Source organism: Pedobacter sp., from assembly GCF_031119335.1.
In the GTDB taxonomy this organism is placed as follows: Bacteria; Bacteroidota; Bacteroidia; order Sphingobacteriales; family Sphingobacteriaceae; genus Pedobacter.
Genome location: NZ_JAVHXT010000005.1, coordinates 185,391 through 211,098 on the forward strand (window position 1 = coordinate 185,391; position 25,708 = coordinate 211,098).

Consider the following 25,708-nt stretch of genomic DNA (forward strand, 5'->3'; position numbering starts at 1 on the left):
CATTCGTTTTATATATTTGTTAGCAATGATACATAAATCGAAATTTCGCCAAAGTTATCTATTTTTTTTATGTGCTGTTGCTTTTTTTTCGTGCAACAAAAGTACTAAACCCGATGTAGGCAATATCAAAGTCGATATTAAAATTGAAAGATTTGACAAGGACTTGTATAATGGAAGAGAAAAGAGCATTGCTTTAACAGACAGCTTGTTGCATAAAAAGTATGGCGCTTTTTACGAAGACTTTATTTTCAAAATGGTTGGCAACGAAAGTTATAGCCGTCAAGAAGTACTGCAAGGCTTGTATGAAGACAGAAACAACGCTTTTGCTGATTTAAATAAAGAAGTAGATAGTGTTTTCCCGAGCCTTACGCAAGTTGAAAACGAACTAACCCAAAGCTTCAAGTACATTAAATACTACTACCCTAAGGCTCAAATTCCACGTTTTATTGGTTTCCTTTCGGGTTTTTCTTACCAAACGCCAATAGGCGATGATTATGTGGGTATCGGATTGGATATGTTTTTGGGAAAAGACAGTAAATTTTATGGTGCATTAGTTCATAGCATACCACTTTATCTTTCTAGGAGATTTACACCAGATTATATTGTGCCTCGGGTAAGTGAGTATTACGCTAGAGAAAATCTCTTTAGAGAACGTGATGAAGATCGTTCGCTCTTATCTAAAATGATATACAATGGTAAGATTTTGTATTTTATGGATCAGATTATGCCAGATAATTTACCTGACAGTATAAAGATTGGCTACACTGGCCAACAATTAGATTGGTGCAAAACATACGAAGCAGAAATTTGGGCATATTACTTAGAAAACAATTTTCTCTACGAAACAGACTATCCAAAAATACAGGTTTTCTTAAGTGAAGGACCATTTACGCCAGGTTTGGGAGAAAATAGGTTATCGGCACCAAAATTGGGAGTTTGGTCTGGCTGGCAAATTGTGAGGAAGTACATGCAGGAAAATCCGAAGGTTACTTTACAAAAACTCATGGCAGAAACCGATGCACAAAAAATATTAACCAATTCGAAGTATAAACCTAAACTTTCGAATTAAGTGAAAGTAAAAAACTAGTCGCATCTACAAGCTTACCAAGCTGTAACAATTTTCATATTGGTAAGTCCGATGATAGTTTTAAAAATTGTAATTCGTAAATCTACAATCTAAATTATGAAGGTTGGTCTTGTTTTAAGCGGCGGCGGCATTAGGGGCATTGCACATTTGGGTGTTCTAAAGGCGCTAAAGAAAACTGGAATACAAATTAGCCAGATTACCGGCACAAGCGCTGGCTCTATCGCAGGTTCATTTTATGCTGCGGGTGTAGATCCAGAAGATGCTTTCGATATTTTCATGAAAACAAAGTTGATGAAGTTTGTTAGACCAGCTTTGGGCTCACTCGGCTTAATTAACATTGAGCGCACTGGAGATATTTTCAGAGATTATCTACCTGCCCACATTGAGGATTTGAAAACTCCGATGACAATTTGTACCACCAATTTTAGCGAGGGCACGGTTGCTTATTTTACAAAAGGTCCGTTAATTAGGGCTATTCATGCTTCGTCTTGCATTCCTGGTGTTTTTAAACCAATTATGATCCACGACCAAATGTATGTAGATGGTGGCGTTCTGAACAACTTCCCTGTTGAACCGCTTTTAAATAATTGTGATTACATCATTGGTTCTACCTGCAATCATTTAAAACCAGTAGATAAAATTATTGGTATTACTAGATTAATGCAAAGAGCGGCAATTATGTCCATTAATCATGATATGGAAAGGAAATCGAAGTTCTGCAACTTGATCATTGAACCTAAAGGCATGGGCGAAATCAATACATTTGATACTAAAAAGGCTGAAATTATCTATTGGCTGGCCTATGAAGAAGCCTTGAAAACGATTAAAAGTAGCGAGAGTTTTAAGGAGATATTGAAAGCGCAAGCAGCTACATAAATTTTATTTTGAATTTGGTATTTTAGGAAACATCTTAATGGAAAACCTATGCCTAATAAATTTGATAGACGAAGTATCAGACTGAAAGGTTATGATTATTCGAAGGAAGGATTATATTTTGTAACTGTCTGTTGTCAAAATATAGCTCATAGGTTTGGCAAAGTGGTTAATGGGCAAATGGTGCTAAATGCAGCAGGGCTGATGGTTGACAGATGGATTAAAGAACTCGAAAATAAATTTCCTGATATTCAAATTGATGAATATGTGATTATGCCAAATCATATACATCTTATTATTGAAAATATTGGATTGAATAATGCCTCCGCGGTACGGGTCGACCTATGTGTCGACCCTCATGATAATATTATGCGCCCAGCAGAGGGCGAACACAAAGGTTCGCCCCTACACAACGTCGTTCGATGGCTCAAAACCATGACCACAAATTACTATATACAGGGCGTGAAAACTTTGGGATGGGAACCTTTCGACAAAAAAATCTGGCACCGCAATTACTACGAACACATTATCCGTGATGAAAGAGCGTATAACAACATTGCCCAATACATCAAAAACAATCCGCTAAAGTGGAATGAGGATAAATTTTATGGATAACCAGATAATTAGATGGACAGTTTCAGCAGCAGCTCCCCTTCCAAAACAGGAATAGTTGTGCAAATGTCCAGCTTCAAGCAAAACTGCACATCTTCTTCGATATTCAACTTGATTAAACGGTGACTGTGTGACGACTTTTTCAGATACTCACGTAAATCGCCTTTGGCCAATTGATACATATCTAAAGCTGCTACACTGGCATCATCGCCTATGGTAAAATCGTTTTGAAGCTGCTCTACCACAGCACCAGCAAACAAAGTATCTTCTAAGTTGAAGTTATCTTTCCAACCTGCACAAAGCAAGAGCACATCTTTATTTTGCTGCTTCAAATAATCGCTAACTGAAGTTAGGTTGAGAAACGAGCCCACAATTACCTGATGCGCCCTTTCTTGCGCCAAGTGCATTGCTTTTGTACCGTTGGTGGTGGTTAACACGATGGTTTTTCCAGCAACTTTTTCGGCAGTGTAAGAGAATGGCGAATTACCAAAATCGTAACCTTCTACCACTTCGCCGTTACGTTCTGCCGCTAACAAATAACCTTTATCAGCGTAGTTAAGGCAATCTTCTACGTTCATTACCGGTATAATTGCTTCGGCGCCATTTTCAATACCGTAAGTGATAGAAGAAGTTGCTCTCAAAATATCAATTACGACAACAATGCTACTTTCGATGGCGTATAAATCTAATAAGGCAGGCGTTAAACAAACTTCTATTTTAGGCATCTTCTGGAGGTATTGCGTATTGCGTATTGCGTATTGAGATATACTTATCGTCTCATTACGCAATACGCAAATCTCATATCTATTTCTTAAGAAAAGGAAACTTAACTATTTTAGCTTTTACTTTATTATTTCTAATGTCGATGAAGATTTCTGTGCCTTCTTTGGCAAATTCTTTAGCTACATAAGCGATACCGATAGCTTTTTGTAACGATGGAGACTGCGTTCCAGAGGTTACTTTACCGATTTGATTTCCGTCAGCATCAACTACCACATAATCATGACGTGGAATACCTCTGTCAATCATTTCAAAACCTACTAATTTGCGAGCAACACCTGCTTCTTTCTGCGCTAACAAAGCAGCAGAATTGGTAAAATCTTTGGTGAATTTAGTCACCCAACCTAAACCAGCTTCAATTGGGGAAGTGGTATCATCAATATCATTTCCGTATAAACAGAAACCCATTTCCAAACGTAAGGTATCACGGGCACCTAAACCAATTGGCTTAATTCCGAATTCAGCGCCTGCTTTAAAAATGGCATCCCAAATTTGGTCGGCGTATTGATTTTCGAAATAAACCTCGAAACCGCCTGCGCCAGTATAACCTGTAGCGGAAACCAACACGTTATCTACGCCAGCAAACTTGCCTTTCTTGAATGTATAATATTCCATCGAAGCCAAATCCATATCCGTTAAAGATTGTAATGCATCTGCAGCTTTCGGTCCTTGAACTGCCAATAAAGAAGTTTTATCAGAAATGTTGTGCATTTCCACATCTCTGTCGTTGAACTTTTGTATCCAATTCCAATCTTTTTCAATGTTAGATGCATTTACTACCAACATATAAGTTTTCTCGTCGATACGATAAACCAATAAATCGTCTACAATACCGCCAGTTTCGTTTGGCAAGCACGAATATTGGATTTTACCATCGTAAAGTTTCGAAGCATCATTACTGGTTACTCGTTGAATTAAATCTAAAGCATTTTCACCTTTAAGGATAAACTCGCCCATGTGGCTTACATCAAAAACACCCACCGCATTACGTACAGTTGCATGTTCTGCATTAATTCCTTCGTATTGTACCGGCATGTTATAACCAGCAAAAGGAACCATTTTAGCTCCAAGTGATATATGTTTTTCTGTTAACGCTGTGTTTTTCATCTTCTTTATTATTTGTTTTTCAATTGTGATGAAGCTATTATGATATAGTTTTTTTGTAAATCATAATGGTTTCTTTTTCAAATATTATTTATCAGGGTTATTTTGGTTTTATGTGCCGCAAAAGTACTAAGAAAAAGCCAATTTATCGCTAACCAAACCCTTTTAAACCTATCTTTGAATTATAAATTTTGAATATGACTTTTTCCCTCAAAAGAACCAACTCTACTGATGCAGATTTTGTTGAATTAGTAAGCCATTTAGATACTGAACTTGCCAAATTAAACGGCAATGAAGATGCATTCTATTCGCAATTCAATAAAATTGATAAAATTAACCATGTAGTTTTGGTTTACGAAAACGATATGCCAATAGCTTGTGGTGCCATTAAGCAATTTTCTACAGAGGCTATGGAAGTAAAACGAATGTTTACTTTACCAAATTACAGAGGAAAAGGAGCAGCCAGTATTCTTCTAGCAGAATTAGAAAAATGGGCTAAAGAAATGAATTATGAACAATGCGTATTAGAAACTAGCAAACGCCAACCAGATGCGTTGGCACTTTACAGCAAAAATGGTTACGAGATTATTCCAAACTACGGGCAATACGTAGGGATTGAAAATAGTGTTTGTTTTGAAAAAACACTATGCGCATAGTTTTGCTTTTATGCGTATATTTGAAATTATGAAAGCGAGAGTAAACTTAACAATTGAGCAGGATTTGCTAGCTAAAATTAAAGAATACGCAAATAAGGAAGGCAAAAGCATATCAGAACTTGTCGAAAGATTTTTTGAGCAAATGATCAAGAAAAAAAAAGAGAATGAGCCTGATCTTTTCGAACTTATGAAAAACCTGCCCCCTATTGAGCTGCCAGAAAATTTTGATTACAAAGAAGAATACTATAAAGCCAAAATGAAGAAATATGGTTTTTAATGTTTTTATTGATGTAAATGTATTTTTAGACTATTTCTTAAATAGAAACGATTTTACAAATGCTACGGCAATTTTAAAAGCTGCAAAGGAAAAAAGGATATGTGCTTTTACAAGTATTTCAGCCTTTCAGTCTGTCAGTTATTTCCTTCAAAAGTACAGAGGCACGCAAATTTCAAAACAATTACTCAACGCACTATTATCACCGATAACACTTATCGAAAGTGATACGAAAATCGTAGTTCAATCTTTAAACTCGCCAATTAATGATATAGAGGATGCTATCCATTATTTTACCGCTTTGAAGCATAAAATGGATTATTTAATCACCAACGACATGGATTTTCTAAAACTCAATGGAACTGCACTAAACATTAAAACGCCAGCCGATTTTTTACAATTATTACAACCTTAAGCTTATTTTAAAACCAACTTGGCAAACATTTCCTTAAATAATTGAAAAATTTTAACACAAACGTTTGCATTTATAAAAAATAATATCCTTCTTTGCAGTGTACAAAATACACCAACAATTATTAAACATGATTTTTAACTCTTCAATTATTACCACAATTATTATTACCGGCGGCGAAGCTATCGGGAGCAACCTTGTGTAAATTGAAAAACATAAAAAAACACAGAAAGCGTCCCGATGTAAGTCGGGACGCTTTTTTTTTAAACCGTAAAACAGAAAATAAACAATAAACGATGAAACCGTCTTGATTGACAAAATCAAAAAAATAGCAAAATCAAGACGGCTTCATCACCATTAAAAACAAATAAATTCAAACGATGAAAGTCCTAAAATTTGGTGGTACATCCGTAGGTACGACCGAAAACATTAAAACACTTCTAAAGCTAGTACAAGAAGAAAGAAAAAACGCCAATCCGGTAGTTGTATTATCGGCGATGAGCGGAGTAACCAACCTTCTTCTAGAAATGGCGGAACTAGCTGAAAGAGGTGAAAGCTACACTGAGCAATTAAAAAGCATCGAGCAAAAACATTTCGATGTGGTAAAAGCACTATTACCAGCCGCAGCACAAAATCCAATTTTAACCAAATTGAAAATTCATTTCAATGAATTGGAAGATGCTTTACAAGCAGTTTCGAGTTTAAAAGAATTGAGCTTACGTACCAAAGATTTCATTGTAAGCTTTGGCGAAAGATGCTCTAACAGCATGGTGGCGCATATTGCAACTCAGTATTTCGATAATTCATTGTACGTTGATGGTTCTAAATTAATTAAGACCGATAGCGAATTTGGCAATGCCCGTGTAGATTTTGAATTGACTGATGCTTTAATCAAAGAATTTCACGAAGAAAATAGCGACAAAGTTCTATTTGTAACTGGTTTCATCGCTAGCAACAAAGACAACCAAATCACTACGCTTGGTCGTGGTGGTTCTGATTATACCGCAGCTATTTGGGGTGCAGCTTTAGATGTAGAAGAAATTGAAATTTGGACAGACGTGAACGGTATGATGACTGCCGACCCACGCATCGTTAAAAAAGCTTTCTCATTAGATGAATTAAGTTACATCGAAGCCATGGAATTGAGTTATTTCGGCGCCAAAGTAATTTATCCACCAACCATGGTTCCTGCTTTTGCGAAAAAAATTCCATTGGTAATTAAAAATACTTTCGAACCAGAATTTCCTGGAACTTTCATCCGCAGCAATATCAAACCTTCTGAATTGCCGATTAAAGGTATTTCATCTATCAACCAAATCAGTATTATTAATTTGAGCGGCAGTGGCATGGTTGGTAAAGCAGGTTTTAGTGGTCGTTTGTTCTCGCTACTCTCACGAGAGCAAATCAATGTGATTTTGATTACCCAATCATCATCTGAGCACAGCATTACGTTTGCTGTTAATCCAGCAGATGCGGCTAGGGCAGTAACCATCATCAATAAAGAATTTGAACTAGAATTAGCGGCAGGAAAATTAGCTTACCCAGAAGTAGAGGGCGATTTGGCGGTACTTGCTGTGGTGGGAGAAAACATGAAACGCACTCCAGGCATGAGCGGTCGTTTGTTCAATGCGTTGGGCAGAAACGGTATCAACGTTAGGGCTATCGCACAAGGTTCATCGGAATATAACATCTCGGTAATTATTAGTAAAGATGATTTAGGGAAGTCTTTGAATGCCGTTCACGATGCTTTCTACACCGACCTAAAACGCACCCTAAATGTGTATTGTTTAGGCACTGGAAACATTGGCAAAACGATGTTCAAGCAGATTAAAGAACAAACTCAGTTCTTGGCAGAGAAAAACGATTTACAAGTGAAAGTTGTCGGCATTGCCAATACACGAAAAATGCATTTTGATGCTAACGGAATTGATTTAGACACTTGGGAAAATACGCTAGAAGCAAGTGGAGAACAAGCTAACTTGTCAGAGTTTGTAGCTAAAATGCAGTCGTTAAATTTAGCAAACAGTGTTTTTGTAGACAACACCGCTAGCGAAGCGCCAATTCCTTTTTACAAGCAGGTTTTTGAAAGCAGCGTTTCTATTGTTGCTTGTAACAAAAAAAGTAATTCTGCCGAGTTTTCACAATATAAATTATTTAAGGATACCGCTAAAAAGCACGGTGTAGATTTCTATTACGAAACCAACGTAGGTGCAGGTTTGCCTATCATCGGTACTTTAAAAAACCTGATGATGAGTGGTGATAGAATTGACAGAATTGAAGCTATCCTTTCGGGAACAATTTCATTCATCTTCAATAGTTTTAAGGGCGATAAGGAGTTCTATGACATTGTAAAAGAAGCACAAGATTTAGGTTACACCGAACCAGACCCTCGTGATGATTTGAACGGAAAAGATTTCATGCGTAAAATGTTGATTTTAGCTAGGGATGCAGGTTATCCTTTAGAGGCATCGGATGTGAAAATTGATAACATTTTACCAGATGCATGCTTAAAAGCGGCTAGTGTAGAAGAGTTTTATACAGAATTGAAGAATAATTCAGCTTATTTTGAGAACTTGAAAAACACAGCAGCAAGCGAGAAAAAAGTGTTACGTTATATCGGAAAACTAGAAGCCGGCAAGGTAGAAATTACTTTAGAAATGGTTGGCGAAGACCATCCGTTCTATGCACTTTCTGGCGCTGATAATATTATTTCTTTCGTGACTGATAGATATAAATTCCGTCCGATGGTTGTGAAAGGTCCAGGTGCTGGAGCTGAAGTTACTGCAGCAGGTGTGTTTGCAGATATTATTAATGTAGCTACAAAAACCCCCTAGCCCCCTAAAGGGGGAACTCAAAACATGATGGAAATACAAAATTTAAAACAAGAGAGTTTACAATATATGAGCGATAGAAAGTCAAAGTCCCCTTTAGGGGATTTAGGGGTTGAAATTCGTGTGTTTGCACCAGCAACCGTTGCCAACGTAGTATGCGGTTTCGATGTACTAGGTTTTGCAGTAAACGCTCCCGGCGACGAAGTAGTGATGCGCTTGGTTGAAGAACCAGGTGTTCGCTTGCTAAAAATCACTGGTGACGATGGCAAGCTTCCGTTGAATAGCGATAAAAATACCGTGAGTGCTTCGGTAAAGCATTACCTAAGCCATATCAAACGTGAGGATGTTGGAGTAGAAATTGAGCTGCACAAAAAAATGCCAATTGGCAGTGGTTTGGGTTCTAGTTCGGCAAGTACCGTAGCGGGCTTGTACGCTATCAACCAACTGATGGGAAACCTGCTAACCGCTAAAGAACTCGTTCCTTTTGCCATGAAAGGCGAAGAAATTGCTTGTGGTTACGGTCATGCAGATAACGTTGCTCCGGCAATTATGGGTGGGTTTGTGTTAGTTCGTAGTTACGAGCCTTTGGACGTGATTTCACTTCCAGTTCCTGATGGTATGTTTGCGGCAATTGTTTATCCAGAGGTTGATGTACCTACCAAAGATGCCCGCCAAATGATACGTGCTAAAGTAGCTTTAAAAGATGCAGTTACCCAATGGGGAAACGTGGCTGGCTTGGTAAGCGGATTGTTTTTGAACGATATGGATTTAGTTGGTCGTAGCATGAAAGATGTGCTGGTAGAACCAACTCGTTCTATCCTCATTCCAGATTTTGAAGTGCTGCGTAAGCTAGCGATGGACAATGGCGCAGTGGGCTTCGGTATTTCTGGTTCTGGCCCATCGGTTTTTGCCTTAACTAAGGATGAAGAAAGCGCCAAGAAAATCACCAAAGCACAGCAAATGCACTTGCATCAAATTAATATTAAAAGTCAAGCTTACGTTTCTGAAGTAAATACTGAAGGACCTAGAACGTTATAAAAGGTTGATGGTAGAAGGCAACAAGGTAGAGGCTATGAAACCCAACCTTCCAACCTTCCAACCTTCCAACCTTCCAACCCTAACAAAATGAAATTCTACTCAACCAACAATAAAGATTTACGCGTTTCCTTTAAAGAAGCCGTTTTTAACAGCATGCCTTTAGATAAAGGTTTGTATATGCCCGAGGTAATCCCTCAATTACCTGCTGATTTTATCAATAATATTGAGAAATACTCTTTAACAGAAATTGCTTATGAAGTAGCATCAGCATTGCTGAAAGATGAAATACCTGCCGAAGATTTAAAGGCTTTGGTAGAAGAAGCCGCTAATTTCGATGCGCCTGCCGTTCCACTAGATAACAACACTTTCGTTTTAGAGCTTTTTCACGGCCCATCACTCGCATTTAAAGATTTTGGTGCTCGTTTCATGAGCCGTGTAATGGGTTATTATCTAAAAGATGGCGAACAATTATTAGATGTTTTAGTAGCTACTTCGGGCGATACTGGAGGTGCTGTAGCACTTGGCTTTTTAGGTGTGGCGAATACCCGAGTAACTATTCTTTATCCAAAAGGAAAAGTAAGCCCAATACAAGAACAACAGTTAACCACTTTGGGGCAAAACATCAGAGCTATAGAAATTGATGGTACTTTTGATGATTGCCAAGCGCTAGTAAAACAAGCCTTCGCTGATGAAGAACTGAACAAAAAATTCCGTCTAACTTCGGCTAACTCTATTAATATTTCACGCTTAATTCCACAGACTTTTTACTATTTTAATGCTTATGCGCAACTGAAAAGAAAAGGATTTAAAAAAGTGGTTTTTTCTGTACCTAGCGGAAACTTTGGCAATATTGGCGCTGGTTTGCTAGCCTATAAAATGGGCTTACCAGTAAAGCAGTTTATTGCGGCAACGAATGTGAATGATACTGTTCCTCGTTTCTTGGAAACAGGTGTTTACGAAACCAAACCTTCAGTGCAAACTTATGCCAATGCGATGGATGTTGGTGCGCCGAGTAATTGGGTGCGTATCATGGACTTATTTAATCAAGATACGAATGCACTGAAAGAAAAAGTAAGCGCCACCCGTTTCACAGATGAAGAAACCTTAGCAGCAATAAAAGAAATCGATGCTAAATACAACTATATTGCTTGTCCACATACAGCAATTGCGTATTTAGCCGTAGAAAAGTACAGAAGTGAAACAGGTTATGATGGTGCTGCAGCATTCTTATCTACTGCTCATGCTTGTAAGTTTCCAGATATTTTCCCTGCGGAATTAGCTGCTAAAATTGAAATTCCAGCTTCTGTGAAAGAACTAGAAGGTAGAGCTAAACAAGCTGATGAATTAGGTGTAGATTTTGAAGATTTTAAAAGTTGGTTAGAGAAAAAGAACTAATTTAAAAATATTACCGTCATTTCGACCGAAGCAGAAAATTGAAAATCAGTGGGCTGAATTTTCAATTTAAAAGTCCCAATATTGTTCCCCCGAAAAATTAGGGACTTCACTCCTGTCGAAATGACGGTATATTTTTAAAGAGAAATTACCTCTCCTTCACTCTCGTTACCCGTTCTATCAACCGCAGTAACTTTAATAGCTTTTAGGTTCGCTGCTGCTCTAGTTTTCGGATTTACTTCAGCTACTTTTGAAACTTGAAAAAAGGTACTCTTTGCATTTAAAGTTCTATAAGTCCATTTTTCCCCATATTGTGTATACACGATATACTTAAAAATATCCTTTTCATCTTTTGCAGTCCATTTTATATAAAGGTCTGCCTCTCTATCTTCCTTAGTAACTGATAATGCCGATGGCGCTTTTTTATCCAACCAAGGTGAAACAGGCACCAAGGCTTCTTCTTTGTAAGGGCCAGCCAATAAATCGTTTCGCAAGCTTTCGTGCTTAGTTAAAGCACCAATACTCCAGTGCGCCACACCTGGCGATTTAGGAACAACTCCCCTAGCAATCATAATCTGATTGATAATTTCATCACTATTCTTTTCACCGCCACCAATGCCGCTATTTAAACCTGGCCACAAGTGTCTTCCTTTGGTATTTTCGCTTTCCCACCATCCCAGTAAAACTGGAAAACTTAATGGGATATTATTGATTTGCCAATATAATTGCGGCATAAAATAGTCTATCCAACCTTTATTTAACCAAAGTTTAGCATCTGCATATAACTTTTCATATTGGTCCATCCCTCTAATAGATTCAGGATAACCCGGCCTCCAAATTCCAAACGGACTGATACCGAACTTCACATGCTTCTTCTCTTTTTTAATCTCTTTGTAAATTCGTTCTACAAACTTATTTACATGGTCTCTACGCCAATCGCCTCTTGATAATTTACCCCCTTTTGATTGATAAGCTGCATAACTTTCATCATCTGGAAAGTCAGCACCGCCATTATATTCTGCATAAGGATAGAAATAATCATCGAAGTGTACACCATCAATATCATAGCGTTTTACAATATCTTTAATTACAGAAGAAGTTAAATCTTGCGTTCCTTTTTTCGATGGGTCGAACCACCAATAACCTTGTTTTAATTTAACTACTAAATCAGGATGCTTTTTCACTACAGAAAAATCACTCACCTCGCCACCAGCAGTATGATGTGCACGATAAGGATTTAACCAAACGTGTAGCTCCATACCCCTTTCGTGTGCAGCGTTCACCCAAAATTCTAAAGGATCATAATAAGGATTTGGAGCTTCACCTTGAACCCCTGTTAAATAATACGACCAAGGCTCAATGTCACTTTTATAAAAAGCATCTGCCTGTGGCCTAATCTGAAAAATTACTGCATTGAAATTATTCTTTTGCAACATATCCAACAAAGCTATCGCTTCTTCCTGTTGCTGTAGTGTGGTTAAGCCTCGTTTACTTGGCCAATTAATGTTAGCCACACTGGCAACCCAAGCTGCCCTAAATTCGCGTTGTATTTTCGGGCCATTGTTAATTTGTGCTCGTAGTTGTAAGGAGAAACAAATAAATAGTGCAAGAAGTAATCTTTTAAGCATAACTGTACGATGAGTTTACCCCAATATTAAAAAAATATTCATTAATACGCAAATTTCCGCAAAAAACATCATTTTAACGCAACCAGACTAAATGGCATAAAAAATCCCGATTAAATCGGGATTTCCTCACATTATTTAGATTTTCTCAACGTGTTGATTTCTTTTTTCAGTGCCTCAATCTGTAATTGTTGCTCCTTAATACTACCTACTAAAAGCGGTATTAATGTTTCGTAATCTACCATTGGTACTGTTGCAGTCTTAGTACTGTTTTTACCAGCAGTATATGTTTTTTGTTGATTAACCACCAACTCAGGAGCTACTTTAGCTACTTCTTCTACAGCAAATCCACTTTGCTTTTGAGTGTTTAATTTCAATTTGCCTGCCCAATCTTTATCGTAACTAAAATTAACAGGTGTTAATTTTAACACCGTATTTAAAGAGTTATTGATAGACGTAATTTCTGTTTGCTTAACAGTTTGAGCATTTGTGTTAAGGGCAAAGCCAACTATGGCGATAGCACCTATTAAAAGTGATTTTTTCATTTTGTAAGATTTGTTCATTAATGGAATGAAACAATTATGAATTTGGGTCATAACAGTTCATCTTGTACATTTATTAAATAGAAATTTTGTGATAATTCGAGAAAAATCAAATTAATCAAAATCTGGAGGAGGCGTGTTTAATTGTAGATAAGCTTCTGGTAGTATTTTAGAGATGTAAGCAGTTAAATTAACTGTTACAAGTGCTGTAGGTTTTAAACGATAGAGCGACCTTTCTTGTAAGAAAAGATGATGAGAAGTCTCATTTACTTTCTCTTCACTATTCTCTGTGCCGTCATCACTAGTATCAGTCAGTACGGTTTGCGCAACTACCTTACTGTGACTTACAAAAACTTGCGCACCATAAACTATACCCAATGCAAAAAGCAGGCTAAGTATAAAGAGGTTACCGAGTTTTTGTTTGTTCATACAGTACAAATATAAAAGTTATGATTTATTATGCTAACATATCTTTGTAAGATAACTGTCTAATTTTAAAAAGGTTTGTATTTTTCGTATTACCTAAAAAGCAAGAAAGCCATCTTTCGATGGCTTTTAATTCTCTTATTGTTGGTTTTGTCACAAACTACAAAAATGTAAGATGATATTAATTAATGAGATCTGACAGATTGCTTCACTCCCTTACTTAACCTAACGCTTCAGTTCGCAATGACGCTCCTTTTTTCATTGCGAGGAGGAGCGACAGTCAGTCCCGACAATTCGGGAAAGCAATCTATCATGCTAAACCTGCAATTCCTTAAAATTAAAACACTGCTTTCGCAATTTCTTTAGTTTGGTCTGGTTTGCCCATTGTATAAAAATGCAATACAGGTGCTCCAAATTCAATTAACTCTTTACATTGCTTAATCATGGCTTCGGTGCCAATAGCTTTAGCTTCTGCATTATTTTTTGCAGTCGATAAAGCTTCTGTTAATTCATCTGGTAAATCGATGTGGAATATCTTTGGTAGCACATTCAACTGCGACAAAGTACTGATGGGTTTTAAACCTGGGATAATTGGTACATTGATGTCGTTATCTCTGCATTTTTTAACAAAGTCGAAGTATTTCTGATTATCGAAAAACATCTGCGTAACGATAAAACCAGCACCCATATCTACTTTCTTTTTCAAGTATTTGAAATCAGTATTTAAGTTCGGAGCCTCAAAATGTTTCTCGGGATATCCGGCAACGCCAATACAGAAATCACTTTTAAAGGTCTCTACATCTTCATGCAAAAACTTACCAGCATTATGGTTTTTGATGTGTTGAATTAAATCGGTAGCATAGCAATGTCCACCTGGAGTTGGTACAAAAGAACTATCCGCTTTGCGGGCATCGCCTCTTAAAGCCAGCACATTATCAATTCCTAAAAACTGTAAATCAATTAGTGCATTTTCCGTTTCTTCCTTTGTAAAACCACCACAAATTAGATGTGGTACAGCATCAATTTTATATTTATGGATGATAGCGGCGCAAATGGCAATAGTACCAGGTCTTTTACGATAAGAAACCTTTTGCAATAAACCATTCTCCTGCTCTTTGTAGATATAGTCTTCTCTAAGCGAAGTAACATCGATAAAAGGTGGTTCAAATTCCAATAAAGGCTCAATGCCCTTGTAAATCCAATCGATACTTTGACCTTTTACAGGTGGCAATAATTCGAATGAGAATAAGGTTTTACCCTTTGCGTTTTTAATGTGTTCTGTAATTTTCATACCCCAAACCCCTAAAGGGGCTTTTTAATTTTATAATGTTCATGCCCTCCCCCTTTAGCGGGGCGGGGGGTTAATATGCTAAGTTAGGTGCCAACCACCTTTCTACTTCTTCTACCTCTAAACTCTTTCTTACTGCATAATCTTCTATTTGCTCTTTGGTAATTTTCCCTAAACCAAAATATCTTGATTCTGGATGTGAGAAATAAAAGCCACTTACCGCAGCAGTTGGATACATGGCATAACTTTCGGTAATGCGTAATCCAATTTTTTCTTCCGCTTCTAGCAAGGCAAATAAAGTTCCTTTTTCGGTATGCTCCGGACAAGCTGGGTAACCTGGCGCTGGACGAATACCAACATATTGTTCCTTAATCAAATCTTCGTTAGAGAAATGCTCGTCTTTGGCGTAGCCCCAGTAATCCTTACGTACCAATTCATGCAGTTTTTCAGCAAAGGCTTCTGCTAAACGATCGGCCAAGGCTTTCACCATGATACTGTTGTAATCGTCGAAGTTCTTTTCGTATTCAGCAACTAAATCATCGCAGCCAATACCAGCTGTTAAAGCAAAACCACCAAAGTAATCTTGTTTACCACTGCCTTCGGGTGAAATAAAATCAGACAAAGCATAGTAAGGTTGTCCGTCCACTTTCTCTGCCTGTTGGCGCAAAGTATGGATGGTTACCCACTCAGAATTCCCATTTTTCAGTTCTGCGGTTTTTGTTAACTGAGCACTTGGAACTGCCAACTGGATGTCATCGCCTATGGCTTGTGCTGGCCAAAAACCGAACACTGCTTTTGCTTTTAGCAACTTTTCATCCACAATTCGTTTTAACAAGGTCTGCGCATCATCATAAAGCTTTTTCGCTTCATCACCTACATTCTTATCTTCAAAAATACGAGGGTAACTGCCACGCAACTCCCAAGTATGGAAAAAAGGTGTCCAATCGATATAAGGAACCAGTTCTTCCAAAGGAAAATCTTCTAACACTTTGGTTCCTGTAAAGGTTGGAGCAGGTGCTACTTGTGCTAAATCTATGTGGAATTTATTTTCTCTAGCCTCTTCCAAAGTTTTGAAGCGTTTATCCGAACGTTTGTTCAAATGTGCTTCACGTGCTTTATCGTATTCTGTTTTGATTTGCGAGATGTATCCCTCACGTAATTCGCCATTCATTAAGGTGCTACAAACGGTTACACTTCTTGAGGCATCTAACACGTGAATTGCCGGACCAGAGTAATTTGGTGCAATTTTCACTGCCGCATGTATCCTCGAAGTAGTTGCCCCACCCACAATTAACGGAATGGTAAAACCTTCACGTTCCATTTCTTTGGCAAAATGCACCATTTCATCTAGTGAAGGTGTAATCAACCCACTTAAACCGATAATATCGGCATTAATTTCTTTAGCTTTTTTGATGATTTCTTGTGCAGGAACCATCACGCCCATATCTACAATTTCGAAGTTATTACAAGCTAAAACTACCCCGACAATATTCTTTCCAATATCATGAACATCGCCTTTTACAGTGGCAAGTAATATTCTACCAGCAGCCCCTCCCGGCCTCCCCTGAGGGGAGGAGTTTTGGCTAGTGCTAGCTAATTCTTTTTGTGCTTTTATTGATGGCCTGCTTTGTAATGCGAAGACTAACTTGTTTAATGTATTATCAGTATCAAATAGAACTTCTTCATTAGTAAACCTGATTACTTCGTAACCTTCTTCCTGTAGCCAAGTTGTTCTTTCTTCATCAGATATCTTATTTTCTGGTAATTGGTGAATTAGACCGTCTATTTCTACTACTAACTTCCGATCTAAACAGACCAAATCAGCTATATATTGCCCAATGATGTGTTGTCTTCTAAACTTGTATCCTTCTAGTTGTTTACTTCTTACCAACTGCCACATCACATTTTCAGCTTCTGTTGGGGTAGACCTATGTTTCAAAGAAAATTCCTTTAAAATTGGATAAAGCATAGGATCGGCAGTGTGGTAGTTCGGCGATTTGCTCTCCTCTCCCTCAGGGAGAGGTTGGGAGAGGGCTTTTTTCTCTTCCTCAATGAACGGTAACAAATAAGCCACCGCTTTTTTCATCACCCTAGCAGATTTTACCACCTGAGGTAAGAACATTTTTCCAGCACCAAACAAATCGCCTACGATGTTCATTCCGTCCATCAAAGGGCCTTCTATCACTTGAATTGGTCTTGGATATTTCTGACGGGCTTCCTCTACATCATCATCCAAAAACTCAACAATTCCTTTTACTAAGGAATGTGATAATCTTTCTTCTACAGTACCTTGTCGCCAAGCTTCGTCTTTAACGATAACTTTACCTTTATTTTTTACCGTTTCGGCAAATTCTACTAGCCTTTCAGTGGCATCATCTCTACGGTTTAACAGTACGTCCTCTACTCGTTCTAAAAGCTCGGGCTCAATTTCTTGATAAACCTCCAACATCCCGGCATTCACAATTCCCATATCCAAACCGGCGTGAATGGCATGGTACAAAAATGCCGAGTGCATGGCTTCACGCACTACATTGTTTCCCCTAAAAGAGAAAGAAATATTAGACACCCCACCGCTAACTTTGGCATGGGGTAAATTTTGTTTAATCCAACGGGTAGCTTCGATAAAATCTACCGCATAATTGTTATGTTCTTCTAAACCTGTCGCTACTGTTAAAATATTCGGGTCGAAGATGATATCCTGTGGAGGGAAACCAATTTCATCGACCAAAATGCGATAACTGCGGCTACAGATTTCTACCCTACGTTCGTAATTATCTGCCTGACCTTGTTCATCAAACGCCATTACCACTACCGCGGCACCGTAACGCATAATTTTACGGGCATTGGCTCTGAAAATTTCCTCTCCTTCTTTTAAGGATATGGAGTTAACAATACCTTTTCCTTGCAAACATTTCAATCCCGCTTCGATTACCGTCCATTTTGAAGAATCGACCATGATGGGCAGTTTGGCAATATCAGGTTCCGAAGCAATTAAATTCAGGAACTTGGTCATCGCCGCTTCACTGTCAATCATCCCTTCATCCATATTTACATCGATGATTTGTGCACCACCTTCTACTTGTTGTAAAGCAACCGCTAAGGCAGCTTCGTAATCGCCTCCTAAAATCAGTTTAGAAAACTTTGGCGAACCTGTGATGTTGGTACGCTCACCTACGTTTACGAAAATACTTTCTGGTGTGATGGTTACTGGTTCTAATCCGCTTAAGCGCAAATAAGGTGCAACCGTTGGTATTTTTCTTGGGCTCGATTTAGCAGCTTTTTTAGCGATACAGCCAATATGGTCTGGTGTAGTGCCACAACATCCGCCAACAATATTTACAAAACCCGAAATGATAAAATCATCTACCAAATGCGCAGTTTCATGAGGCTGTTCGTCGTAAGCACCAAATTCGTTAGGCAAACCTGCATTTGGATAAGCAGAAACATAACAATTAGCTTTAGCCGCCAATTCCTCAATATGTGGACGCATTTCTTTCGCTCCCAAAGCACAGTTAAAACCAATACTTAAGGGGTTTGCATGTGCAATAGAATTCAAAAATGCTTCTGCTGTTTGACCAGATAAAGTTCTACCGGAAGCATCGGTAATGGTACCCGAAATCATGATTTCAAGCTTTTTGCCCACCACTTCTTCATATTCTTTGATGGCAGCAATGGCCACTTTTGCATTTAAGGTGTCAAAGATGGTTTCTATCAACAGAACATCCGAACCGCCATCTACTAAACCTCTAATTTGTTCGTAGTAGGCATCGTAAAGTTCTTCGTAAGAAATAGCTCTAAAACCTGGGTCGTTTACATCTGGAGAAAGTGAAAGCGTACGGTTTGTTGGACCAATTGCACCAGCTACAAAACATTTCCTATCAGGATTTTTAGTCATGAACTCCAAAGCAGCTTCTTTGGCAATTTTAGCACCTTCGTAACTCAATTCGTAGCTCAATTCTTCCATTCCATAATCTGCCATGGATATGCGTTGCGTACTAAAGGTATTGGTTTCAATAATATCAGCCCCTGCTGCCAAATATTCGGTATGGATGGCCTTGATAATATCTGGGCGTGTGAGGTTCAACAAATCGTTATTACCTTTTACATCAGAAGTATGATTTGCAAAGCGTTCGCCTCTAAAATCTTCTTCGGTTAGGGTATAACGTTGTATCATGGTACCCATGGCACCATCTATAATTAAAATACGTTTTTCTAGTTCTTCTCTAATGCTACTCATTCAGTATTGCGTATTGCGATTTGCGTATAGAGACATATCGCAATACGCAATACGCTTTACTCAAATCTATTAGCTTACTCTAAAAGTATTGGAATTGGTTGTTCCCTTAAACTTATCTTCTCCCGATAAAATCGGGATAGAAATTAGCACCTTGTTGGCACAGGTTGCTAAGACTTCGTTGGGTCTAATCCCTCCGTCTTTCTTAATAAGCAATGCAAAGGTGCAACATCCGCTTATCATTTCCAAAAATATCAGTAACACAACCAAATAAAATTACAAAGGCCACGCAAAATTGCACGGCCTTCGATATAAAATTTTGTTTTGGAGCTTATCTTCTGTCTCCGAAAATCCTTAACAACGATAAGAATAAGTTAATAAATGTGATGTAAAGCGATAAAGCGCCCATCAAAGCTAGCTTTTTACTATCAGCTAATGCGATTTCATTTCCATTCTCATCCAATCCTTCTCCAATCCTTTTAATTTCTTGCACTTTGTAAGCGGTTAAAGCAGTAAACACAGCCACACCAATAAAGCCTAAGATATAGCCTAAAGTATCGCTACCAATAAAGAAGTTGATTACGCTTACTACAACTAATCCAATTACAGCAGCCATTAAAATAGGTCCAAATCTACTTAAGTCAACATCTGTAGTGTAGCCCATAACCGCCATTACTGCAAAAATGATGGCCGCAGCCACAAAACAAATCGCAATAGATGCAGCGGTGTAGATCAACAACACGAAGCCTAGCATCACCCCTGTTAAAATAGAATATAACAGAAAAATACCTATCAAAGCTGGATAAGACAATCTTTGCATTGCAGCTCCCATGATCATTACTAAGCCTAGCGGAGCAAATATTGCGATATAACCTAAAGCAGTAAACCCTCTGTCGCCTACTAACATTGATAGAATACCTGGAGAATTAACTAATACAAATGCAGAAACACTAGATACAGCTAGTGCTACAAACATCCACATGAAAACGTTAGCAAAGAATTTTTTAGAAACAGAACGCTGTTGTACAAAAACCGAGTCGTTCTGATATTGATAATTTTGTTGTTCCATAGTTAATTTAAATTGGTTAACGGATAAAAATACAATTTTAGTTTAATCTTTTTGTCAGCAATTCCTCAACTTTTTTGTAAAACTGTAGTGGCTTAAGCTTTCTCCACTGCAATTCGTCGAGCTCGCCGCCAAAATTAATATAATAATCTATATTGTTTTCTCGAAATTCTCGAATAACATGCTCATTAAAATTAATGCCTGCTATCCAACCATCTTCTACATCTTGGAACCACTCTTCGTAATAGCTATCATCAGAAGCATGAAAGTTCAAAACATTTTCTCCTATAAGGATAAATTTATTGATGCCTTCGTCAACCATCAATTCTAAAATTTCCCTTTTCAAAATCATGATATCATTGGTAATGGCATCATTCCATTCGCCAATAAATTCGATAATGGCATATTGCCTATCATAATCTACATACAGTACTTTAATGTAAAGCGTATTAGAACCGAAGGTATCCCATTGTGGATGAATAAGAAAATTATAGAGTTGTTTATCGTAGTAAAACTCCGAGTATTCGGTTTCGTAAAAAGGAGAACGCTCATCTTCAGCAGCAATATAATCGTCTCTCCACTGATAAAATGGTTCTATCTCGTGCATGAAACAAAATTACGATTTTAGAATTACGAAATTAGCTTAAAAAAACAAGCCACAGATACACAGATATTTCAATTAAAATCCATGTATCTGTGGCTAGATATTTGAAATTAGGCTTAAGCCGAACTCGTAAATCTATTTGCTTGCTTCTACGGCTTTACGAACGCTTCCGTATTTAATTAAAAGTTCAGCGGCCTGTGCTTCGTCGATGTTTAATTCTTCCATCACCATGTGGGTGCCTCTATCTACCAACTTGTGGTTAGTTAATTGCATATCCACCATCTTATTTCCCTTAACACGACCTAATTGGATCATTACAGTTGTACTTAGCATATTTAATACTAATTTTTGTGCAGTGCCAGATTTCATACGGGTAGAACCTGTCAAAAACTCTGGACCTACCACTACTTCAACCGGAAAATCAGACTCGGCAACAACCGGACCGCCTTCGTTACAAATGATACAACCGGTAAGCACGCCCTGCTGACGAGCAGTATTTAAACCACCCACCACATAAGGCGTAGTACCCGATGCAGCCAAACCCACCAAACAGTCTTTCTCGTTAATATCGTACTCTTGTAAATCTTTCCAAGCTTGTACGGCATCATCTTCTGCAAACTCTACTGCTTTGCGAATGGCTGTATCTCCACCAGCAATAATACCTACTACCCAGTCAAATGGTACACCAAAAGTTGGTGGACACTCAGAAGCATCTACTACACCTAAACGGCCACTAGTGCCAGCACCAATGTAAAATAACCTACCACCCTTTTTCATCCGTTCAGCTACCGCTGTAGCTAATTTCTCGATTTGGGGTAAAGCTTTTTCAACAGCTAGAGGAACTAATTTATCCTCGTTGTTAATGCCTTCTAAAACTTCCATTACAGACATTTTATCGATGTCTTTATATTTCGATTCCTGCTCGGTTACTCTTTTCATTTAAATGATTTGATTCGTTATACTCCTACAAATTTGCAAAAAACCGCAATTTATTGCAAGAGTTTTCAAATATCGGCATAAATTATTAAAAAACTAAATTGTAATTTATTCGTTCTTTTATATATAGAAGCTAATTTTTAGTAACTTTGCCTTAACAAAACTAATGAAAAAAAGTACCCGTCTTAACTTATTGATTGCGTTAGCCTATTGCATAACGTTAATTGGGGGTATGTTTTTGGGCTACAAATTCTTAAAAGACCAAGGTTTTCAGGTTCAAAAAGATGTTAAATACGCTAATACCGAAGAAGAAAAGGTAGAAGATATTATCCATCTAATTAAAAAAAAATATGTTGATGATATTAATGCGGACAACTTAAAACACTTGCCCATTGATAGTCTTTTGCATCAACTAGATCCACATAGTGCATACCTGCCACCTACCGAAGCCTTCGAACTTTCTGAAGCTTTAGAAGGCAATTTTGAGGGGGTGGGTGTTGAATATTATATCCTTAACGATACTTTACTGGTTACCAATGTAGTAAAAGATGGCCCCGCATTTTTAAGCGGCCTTAAGCAAGGCGATAAAATTCTTAAAGTAGATACCACCGTAGTAAGCGGACGTATGTTGCCTCGATCGCAGATGATGGGCAGGATAAAAGGCAAAAAAGGCACCTCGGTTCAGTTAACCGTTTTGCATCCGGGCACTACCACACCTATAACCTTAAACGTGAAACGTGGCAAGGTAGAAGTAAGCAGTATTGATGCCGCCTACATGATGAACCAAGAAACTGCTTATATCAGAATTGGCAAATTTGGCGCTACTACAGATACAGACTTCGGCAATGCTGTAAAAAATCTTAAGGTAAAAGGGATGAAGAAAATGGTGTTGGATTTAAGGGATAATGGCGGTGGCTATCTTACCGCAGCTACCTCTTTGGCTAACCAGTTCTTCCCAGAGAATAAATTAATTGTTTATACGCAAGGCAAGCACGACCCTCGTACCGACTATTTCACCACTGGCGGAGGAGAATTTGAGCAAGGTAAATTGGCTGTGCTAATTAACGAAAATTCGGCTTCGGCCAGTGAAATTTTTGCTGGTGCCATACAAGATTTAAATAGAGGCGTAATTATTGGCCGCCGCTCATTTGGTAAAGGTTTAGTGCAAGAGCAATTTGCGTTTGAAGATGGCTCGGCAGTAAATTTAACCATTGCCCGTTACTATACACCATCGGGAAGGAGTATTCAAAAACCTTACAAAAAAGGATATAAAGCTTATCAGCAAGAGATAGAAGAAAGACTGAATAACGGAGAACTTACGGCAGAATCTGAAAAAGCTGACAGCCTATTGAGCAATATGCCCTATATCACCAAAGATGGTAAAAAAGTTTTTGCAGGGGGTGGCATTCAACCAGATATTTACGTTAAGTTAGATACTGTAGGTTACAATAAGTTTTACGCCACTTTATTGCAGAAGAAAATATTTATCGACTTTGTTTTTGAAACTTTAGCAGACAGATACACCTCTGATTACCTAAATAGAGCGGTTAATGTTTTCAATATCTCGGATAGAGATTATGTTGATTTCTTAAAATTTGTAGAAAGCAGGAAAATCCCTATTGACACCAAACAGTTAATTCCGGCTAAGCCATTAATCTATAAAAACTTAAAATTAATGCTTTACAAGTATTATTTAGGTGATAGTGGCTATTTCAAAGCGCATAACCAAAGCGACCCAATGATTAAACAGGCGCTAGGTTACTTGGCATCCAATTAATTTATTTTGTTAGCCTGTAACCAGTTTTTCAGGCGTTCAAACCAATCGTCTTTTGTGCTTTTATTATTTAGGCCAAAACCATGACCACCCTCTTGGTAAACATGTAGTTCTGCTGGCACAGCATTTTTAACCAAAGCCTCATTATATCTTAAACTGTTTTGAACAGGTACAGTTTTATCGTTATTGGCATGCACCAAAAAAGTTAGCGGAGTTTGCGCAGTAACCTGTCTTTCTGAAGAAAAATATTTCTTTTGCTGCTCCGTAGGATTTTCACCCAATAGATTTTTTACAGAACCTGCGTGGGTGTAAATACCAAAGGTGATTACCGGATAAATTAAGATCGAGAAACTAGGTCTTAGGCTGATATTTTCTTGGTTTTCAATCTTCATATCTGCAAAATGAGTACTTGCGGTAGAAGCCAGATGGCCGCCCGCAGAAAAGCCCATGATACCAACTTTGTTAGGATCTACACCAAAAGAAGCAGCATTTTTACGAACCAAATATATAGCCTGCAACGCATCTTGCAACGGGCCAGTACTTTTGTCCTTCATGATCAAATCACTTGGCAAGCGATATTTCAGTACAAAAGCAGTAACTCCAATCTGTTGAAATTTCTTGGCCACATCATGTCCTTCTTTATCAATTGCCAAAATACCATAACCACCACCCGGACAAATAATTACTGCTGCACCGCTTGGCTTTGCCGCCTGATAAACATACAATTCTGGCTTAGTAACCTTACTTACTCGTACCACTTTATCTTCACGTGCAGTTGTTTCTTCTATATAATCTACGGGTGTAGGTTTTGCTCCGGGAATAGCGCCACCATATAATGATATCGCTTGTTGTGCGTTAACATTCATCACGGTAAATAAAAGGAAAGTAAACAGTCCGAAGGCTTTAAATTGTTTCATTGTTAATTATTATATCGTTGGCACTAAATCTTAAAAATCAACATTTATTTATAATTATCAAACTATTACTGATAACTGACAACTAAAAACTGATAACTGAATTAGAACTCCATCAAATAAGCTTTTAAAAACTCGTTGATTTCGCCATTTAAAACCGCATCAGGGTTTGATGTTTGATAATTGGTTCTGTGGTCTTTCACACGTCTATCATCTAACACATAACTTCTAATTTGCGAACCCCATTCAATCTTCATTTTACTACCTTCTATCGCCGCAGTAGCCTCCATACGTTTACGCATTTCAATTTCATACAACTGAGATTTCAATAAACGGATGGCATTTTCCTTATTCTGCAATTGCGAACGCGACTCTTGGTTCTTAATAATAATACCCGATGGCTTGTGATACAAACGCACTGCAGTTTCTACCTTATTTACGTTCTGTCCGCCAGCACCGCCAGCTCTAAATGTCTCAAATTCTATGTCCGCAGGGTTAACATCAATCGTTATGGTATCATCTACTAAAGGATAAACATATACCGACGCAAAAGAAGTATGTCTACGAGCGTTCGAATCGAATGGAGAAATACGCACTAAACGATGCACGCCATTTTCACCTTTCAAATATCCATAAGCAAACTCACCAGTAATTTCCAAAGTCACGGTTTTTACGCCAGCAACCTCACCTTCTTGATAATCTTGCTCGCTCACTTTGTAGCCGTTTTTCTCAGCCCACATCAAATACATCCGCATCAACATACTTGCCCAATCGCAGCTTTCGGTACCACCAGCACCGGCCGTAATTTGAAGTACCGCATTCAGCTGATCTTCCTTGCTGTTCAGCATATTTTTCAACTCCAGCTCTTCAACTGCCTTTAAAGCCAACTGAAATTGCTCTTCTACTTCCTGTTCGCTAGCATCGCCACTTTGCTGAAAATCATAAAGCACAGCCGTGTCTTCGTAAGCTGCATTAGCTTGCGCAAAACCTTCTGTCCATTTCTTTTTACTGCTTATTTGAGCTAAAATTTGCTCTGCTTTTTTAGGGTTGTCCCAAAAATTAGGGTCGAGGGTAATTTTTTCTTCCTCGCTTATTTGGTATAAAAGCTCATCGAGGTCAAAGATACCCCCTCAGAGACACTAATCTATCTCTTAAATCCTGCAACTGTTCTTTAGTCATAACCACAAATATAGCAAAGTTGCGGTTAAATCATCGGCAAGCCTACTAACATAGGAGTTGG

The 25,708-nt window shown here is 38.1% G+C and carries 22 protein-coding genes and 1 riboswitch; of the genes, 10 read left to right on the top strand and 12 right to left on the bottom strand.

Translation table 11 applies throughout. The features are described from left to right. Nucleotides 1-25 precede the first annotated feature (25 nt). From gldB to REI64_RS07765, 3 genes are all read left to right on the top strand, one after another. Entirely contained in the window at nt 26-1,069 is a 1,044-nt protein-coding gene (gldB, locus tag REI64_RS07755) for a gliding motility lipoprotein GldB (RefSeq protein WP_308849541.1), read from the top strand. 114 nt (nt 1,070-1,183) lie between these two features. Beyond that, nucleotides 1,184-1,963 carry a patatin-like phospholipase family protein gene (locus REI64_RS07760; protein ID WP_308849542.1) on the top strand — a complete coding sequence of 260 codons (780 nt, stop codon included), beginning with the start codon at nt 1,184-1,186 and terminating at the stop codon, nt 1,961-1,963. Nucleotides 1,964-2,011: 48 nt separating this feature from the next. Further along, nucleotides 2,012-2,575 carry a transposase gene (locus REI64_RS07765; RefSeq protein ID WP_308849543.1) on the top strand — a complete coding sequence of 188 codons (564 nt, stop codon included), beginning with the start codon at nt 2,012-2,014 and terminating at the stop codon, nt 2,573-2,575. An 8-nt stretch (nt 2,576-2,583) separates the two neighbouring features. On the opposite strand, the gene REI64_RS07770 is transcribed toward REI64_RS07765, so the two are convergent. Continuing rightward, the gene (locus REI64_RS07770) at nt 2,584-3,297 is read right to left on the bottom strand and encodes a 2-phosphosulfolactate phosphatase (RefSeq protein WP_308849544.1); all 714 of its coding nucleotides are present in this window, start codon (nt 3,295-3,297) and stop codon (nt 2,584-2,586) included. 79 nt (nt 3,298-3,376) lie between these two features. Next, complete coding sequence (gcvT, locus tag REI64_RS07775; RefSeq protein ID WP_308849545.1) at nt 3,377-4,459, bottom strand: glycine cleavage system aminomethyltransferase GcvT; 1,083 nt, start codon at nt 4,457-4,459, stop codon at nt 3,377-3,379. Nucleotides 4,460-4,653: 194 nt separating this feature from the next. Here gcvT and REI64_RS07780 point away from each other — a divergent pair, with 194 nt between their 5' ends. The 6 genes from REI64_RS07780 (at nt 4,654) to thrC (ending at nt 11,062) form a co-directional block, all read left to right on the top strand. Further along, nucleotides 4,654-5,112, top strand: a complete 459-nt coding sequence (locus tag REI64_RS07780; RefSeq protein ID WP_308849546.1) for a GNAT family N-acetyltransferase — start codon at nt 4,654-4,656, stop codon at nt 5,110-5,112. Then, nucleotides 5,090-5,389 (top strand): DUF6364 family protein, encoded by a 300-nt coding sequence (locus REI64_RS07785; RefSeq protein WP_308849547.1) that lies wholly within the window; start codon nt 5,090-5,092, stop codon nt 5,387-5,389. Before REI64_RS07780 ends, REI64_RS07785 begins: the two co-directional genes overlap by 23 nt. After that, the gene (locus REI64_RS07790) at nt 5,379-5,801 is read left to right on the top strand and encodes a putative toxin-antitoxin system toxin component, PIN family (protein ID WP_308849548.1); all 423 of its coding nucleotides are present in this window, start codon (nt 5,379-5,381) and stop codon (nt 5,799-5,801) included. Before REI64_RS07785 ends, REI64_RS07790 begins: the two co-directional genes overlap by 11 nt. A 377-nt stretch (nt 5,802-6,178) precedes the next feature. Next, a complete protein-coding gene (gene thrA / locus REI64_RS07795) occupies nt 6,179-8,632 on the top strand; it encodes a bifunctional aspartate kinase/homoserine dehydrogenase I (RefSeq protein ID WP_308849549.1) in 2,454 nt (817 codons plus the stop codon). A gap of 66 nt (nt 8,633-8,698) precedes the next feature. After that, nucleotides 8,699-9,667 carry a homoserine kinase gene (locus REI64_RS07800; RefSeq protein ID WP_308849621.1) on the top strand — a complete coding sequence of 323 codons (969 nt, stop codon included), beginning with the start codon at nt 8,699-8,701 and terminating at the stop codon, nt 9,665-9,667. Nucleotides 9,668-9,754: 87 nt separating this feature from the next. Continuing rightward, a complete protein-coding gene (gene thrC, locus REI64_RS07805; protein WP_308849550.1) occupies nt 9,755-11,062 on the top strand; it encodes a threonine synthase in 1,308 nt (435 codons plus the stop codon). Nucleotides 11,063-11,196: 134 nt separating this feature from the next. Here the strand turns inward: thrC and REI64_RS07810 are convergent, their stop codons facing one another. The 8 genes from REI64_RS07810 to murQ all read right to left on the bottom strand — a co-directional run bounded on the left by REI64_RS07810 (nt 11,197) and on the right by murQ (nt 21,783). Next, complete coding sequence (locus tag REI64_RS07810; protein ID WP_308849551.1) at nt 11,197-12,687, bottom strand: family 10 glycosylhydrolase; 1,491 nt, start codon at nt 12,685-12,687, stop codon at nt 11,197-11,199. A gap of 131 nt (nt 12,688-12,818) precedes the next feature. Beyond that, a complete protein-coding gene (locus REI64_RS07815; protein ID WP_308849552.1) occupies nt 12,819-13,229 on the bottom strand; it encodes a tail fiber domain-containing protein in 411 nt (136 codons plus the stop codon). 111 nt (nt 13,230-13,340) lie between these two features. Then, nucleotides 13,341-13,655, bottom strand: coding sequence for a hypothetical protein (locus tag REI64_RS07820; protein WP_308849553.1), 315 nt, complete (start codon nt 13,653-13,655; stop codon nt 13,341-13,343). Between the two features lie 334 nt (nt 13,656-13,989). After that, nucleotides 13,990-14,943, bottom strand: a complete 954-nt coding sequence (locus tag REI64_RS07825) for a methylenetetrahydrofolate reductase (RefSeq protein WP_308849554.1) — start codon at nt 14,941-14,943, stop codon at nt 13,990-13,992. 70 nt (nt 14,944-15,013) lie between these two features. Then, a complete protein-coding gene (gene metH, locus REI64_RS07830; RefSeq protein ID WP_308849555.1) occupies nt 15,014-19,177 on the bottom strand; it encodes a methionine synthase in 4,164 nt (1,387 codons plus the stop codon). Nucleotides 19,178-19,286: 109 nt separating this feature from the next. Further along, nucleotides 19,287-19,389: riboswitch (SAM riboswitch) on the bottom strand. A gap of 116 nt (nt 19,390-19,505) precedes the next feature. Next, entirely contained in the window at nt 19,506-20,243 is a 738-nt protein-coding gene (locus tag REI64_RS07835) for a Bax inhibitor-1/YccA family protein (protein ID WP_308849556.1), read from the bottom strand. A gap of 37 nt (nt 20,244-20,280) precedes the next feature. Continuing rightward, the gene (locus REI64_RS07840) at nt 20,281-20,847 is read right to left on the bottom strand and encodes a hypothetical protein (RefSeq protein ID WP_308849557.1); all 567 of its coding nucleotides are present in this window, start codon (nt 20,845-20,847) and stop codon (nt 20,281-20,283) included. 132 nt (nt 20,848-20,979) lie between these two features. Further along, entirely contained in the window at nt 20,980-21,783 is an 804-nt protein-coding gene (gene murQ / locus REI64_RS07845; protein WP_308849558.1) for an N-acetylmuramic acid 6-phosphate etherase, read from the bottom strand. Between the two features lie 163 nt (nt 21,784-21,946). On the opposite strand from murQ, the gene REI64_RS07850 reads away from it, so the two are divergent. Continuing rightward, a complete protein-coding gene (locus REI64_RS07850) occupies nt 21,947-23,557 on the top strand; it encodes a S41 family peptidase (protein ID WP_308849559.1) in 1,611 nt (536 codons plus the stop codon). On the opposite strand, the gene REI64_RS07855 is transcribed toward REI64_RS07850, so the two are convergent. Both REI64_RS07855 and prfB read right to left on the bottom strand, forming a co-directional pair. Then, on the bottom strand, nt 23,554-24,471 hold the full coding sequence (locus tag REI64_RS07855; protein ID WP_308849560.1) for an alpha/beta hydrolase: 918 nt from the start codon (nt 24,469-24,471) through the stop codon (nt 23,554-23,556). The genes REI64_RS07850 and REI64_RS07855 overlap by 4 nt on opposite strands. A 101-nt stretch (nt 24,472-24,572) precedes the next feature. Continuing rightward, nucleotides 24,573-25,647 (bottom strand): peptide chain release factor 2 gene (gene prfB / locus REI64_RS07860; protein ID WP_308849561.1). Its coding sequence is split into 2 segments (ribosomal slippage): nt 24,573-25,586 and nt 25,588-25,647, totalling 1,074 coding nucleotides; the frame shifts between segments, so codons are not numbered across the junction. Between the last annotated feature and the right edge of the window lie 61 nt (nt 25,648-25,708).

Excerpts from the sequence above, each read along its gene's own strand:
- REI64_RS07800 (WP_308849621.1), top strand. The coding sequence starts at position 8,699 with ATGAGCGATAGAAAGTCAAAGTCCCCTTTAGGGGATTTAGGGGTTGAA.
- REI64_RS07835 (WP_308849556.1), bottom strand. The coding sequence starts at position 20,243 with ATGGAACAACAAAATTATCAATATCAGAACGACTCGGTTTTTGTACAA.
- REI64_RS07820 (WP_308849553.1), bottom strand. The coding sequence starts at position 13,655 with ATGAACAAACAAAAACTCGGTAACCTCTTTATACTTAGCCTGCTTTTT.
- REI64_RS07790 (WP_308849548.1), top strand. The coding sequence starts at position 5,379 with ATGGTTTTTAATGTTTTTATTGATGTAAATGTATTTTTAGACTATTTC.
- gcvT (WP_308849545.1), bottom strand. The coding sequence starts at position 4,459 with ATGAAAAACACAGCGTTAACAGAAAAACATATATCACTTGGAGCTAAA.
- thrA (WP_308849549.1), top strand. The coding sequence starts at position 6,179 with ATGAAAGTCCTAAAATTTGGTGGTACATCCGTAGGTACGACCGAAAAC.
- REI64_RS07815 (WP_308849552.1), bottom strand. The coding sequence starts at position 13,229 with ATGAAAAAATCACTTTTAATAGGTGCTATCGCCATAGTTGGCTTTGCC.
- REI64_RS07825 (WP_308849554.1), bottom strand. The coding sequence starts at position 14,943 with ATGAAAATTACAGAACACATTAAAAACGCAAAGGGTAAAACCTTATTC.
- gldB (WP_308849541.1), top strand. The coding sequence starts at position 26 with ATGATACATAAATCGAAATTTCGCCAAAGTTATCTATTTTTTTTATGT.
- REI64_RS07850 (WP_308849559.1), top strand. The coding sequence starts at position 21,947 with ATGAAAAAAAGTACCCGTCTTAACTTATTGATTGCGTTAGCCTATTGC.
- REI64_RS07840 (WP_308849557.1), bottom strand. The coding sequence starts at position 20,847 with ATGCACGAGATAGAACCATTTTATCAGTGGAGAGACGATTATATTGCT.
- REI64_RS07780 (WP_308849546.1), top strand. The coding sequence starts at position 4,654 with ATGACTTTTTCCCTCAAAAGAACCAACTCTACTGATGCAGATTTTGTT.
- REI64_RS07760 (WP_308849542.1), top strand. The coding sequence starts at position 1,184 with ATGAAGGTTGGTCTTGTTTTAAGCGGCGGCGGCATTAGGGGCATTGCA.
- REI64_RS07810 (WP_308849551.1), bottom strand. The coding sequence starts at position 12,687 with ATGCTTAAAAGATTACTTCTTGCACTATTTATTTGTTTCTCCTTACAA.
- murQ (WP_308849558.1), bottom strand. The coding sequence starts at position 21,783 with ATGAAAAGAGTAACCGAGCAGGAATCGAAATATAAAGACATCGATAAA.
- REI64_RS07855 (WP_308849560.1), bottom strand. The coding sequence starts at position 24,471 with ATGAAACAATTTAAAGCCTTCGGACTGTTTACTTTCCTTTTATTTACC.
- REI64_RS07765 (WP_308849543.1), top strand. The coding sequence starts at position 2,012 with ATGCCTAATAAATTTGATAGACGAAGTATCAGACTGAAAGGTTATGAT.
- thrC (WP_308849550.1), top strand. The coding sequence starts at position 9,755 with ATGAAATTCTACTCAACCAACAATAAAGATTTACGCGTTTCCTTTAAA.
- metH (WP_308849555.1), bottom strand. The coding sequence starts at position 19,177 with ATGAGTAGCATTAGAGAAGAACTAGAAAAACGTATTTTAATTATAGAT.
- REI64_RS07770 (WP_308849544.1), bottom strand. The coding sequence starts at position 3,297 with ATGCCTAAAATAGAAGTTTGTTTAACGCCTGCCTTATTAGATTTATAC.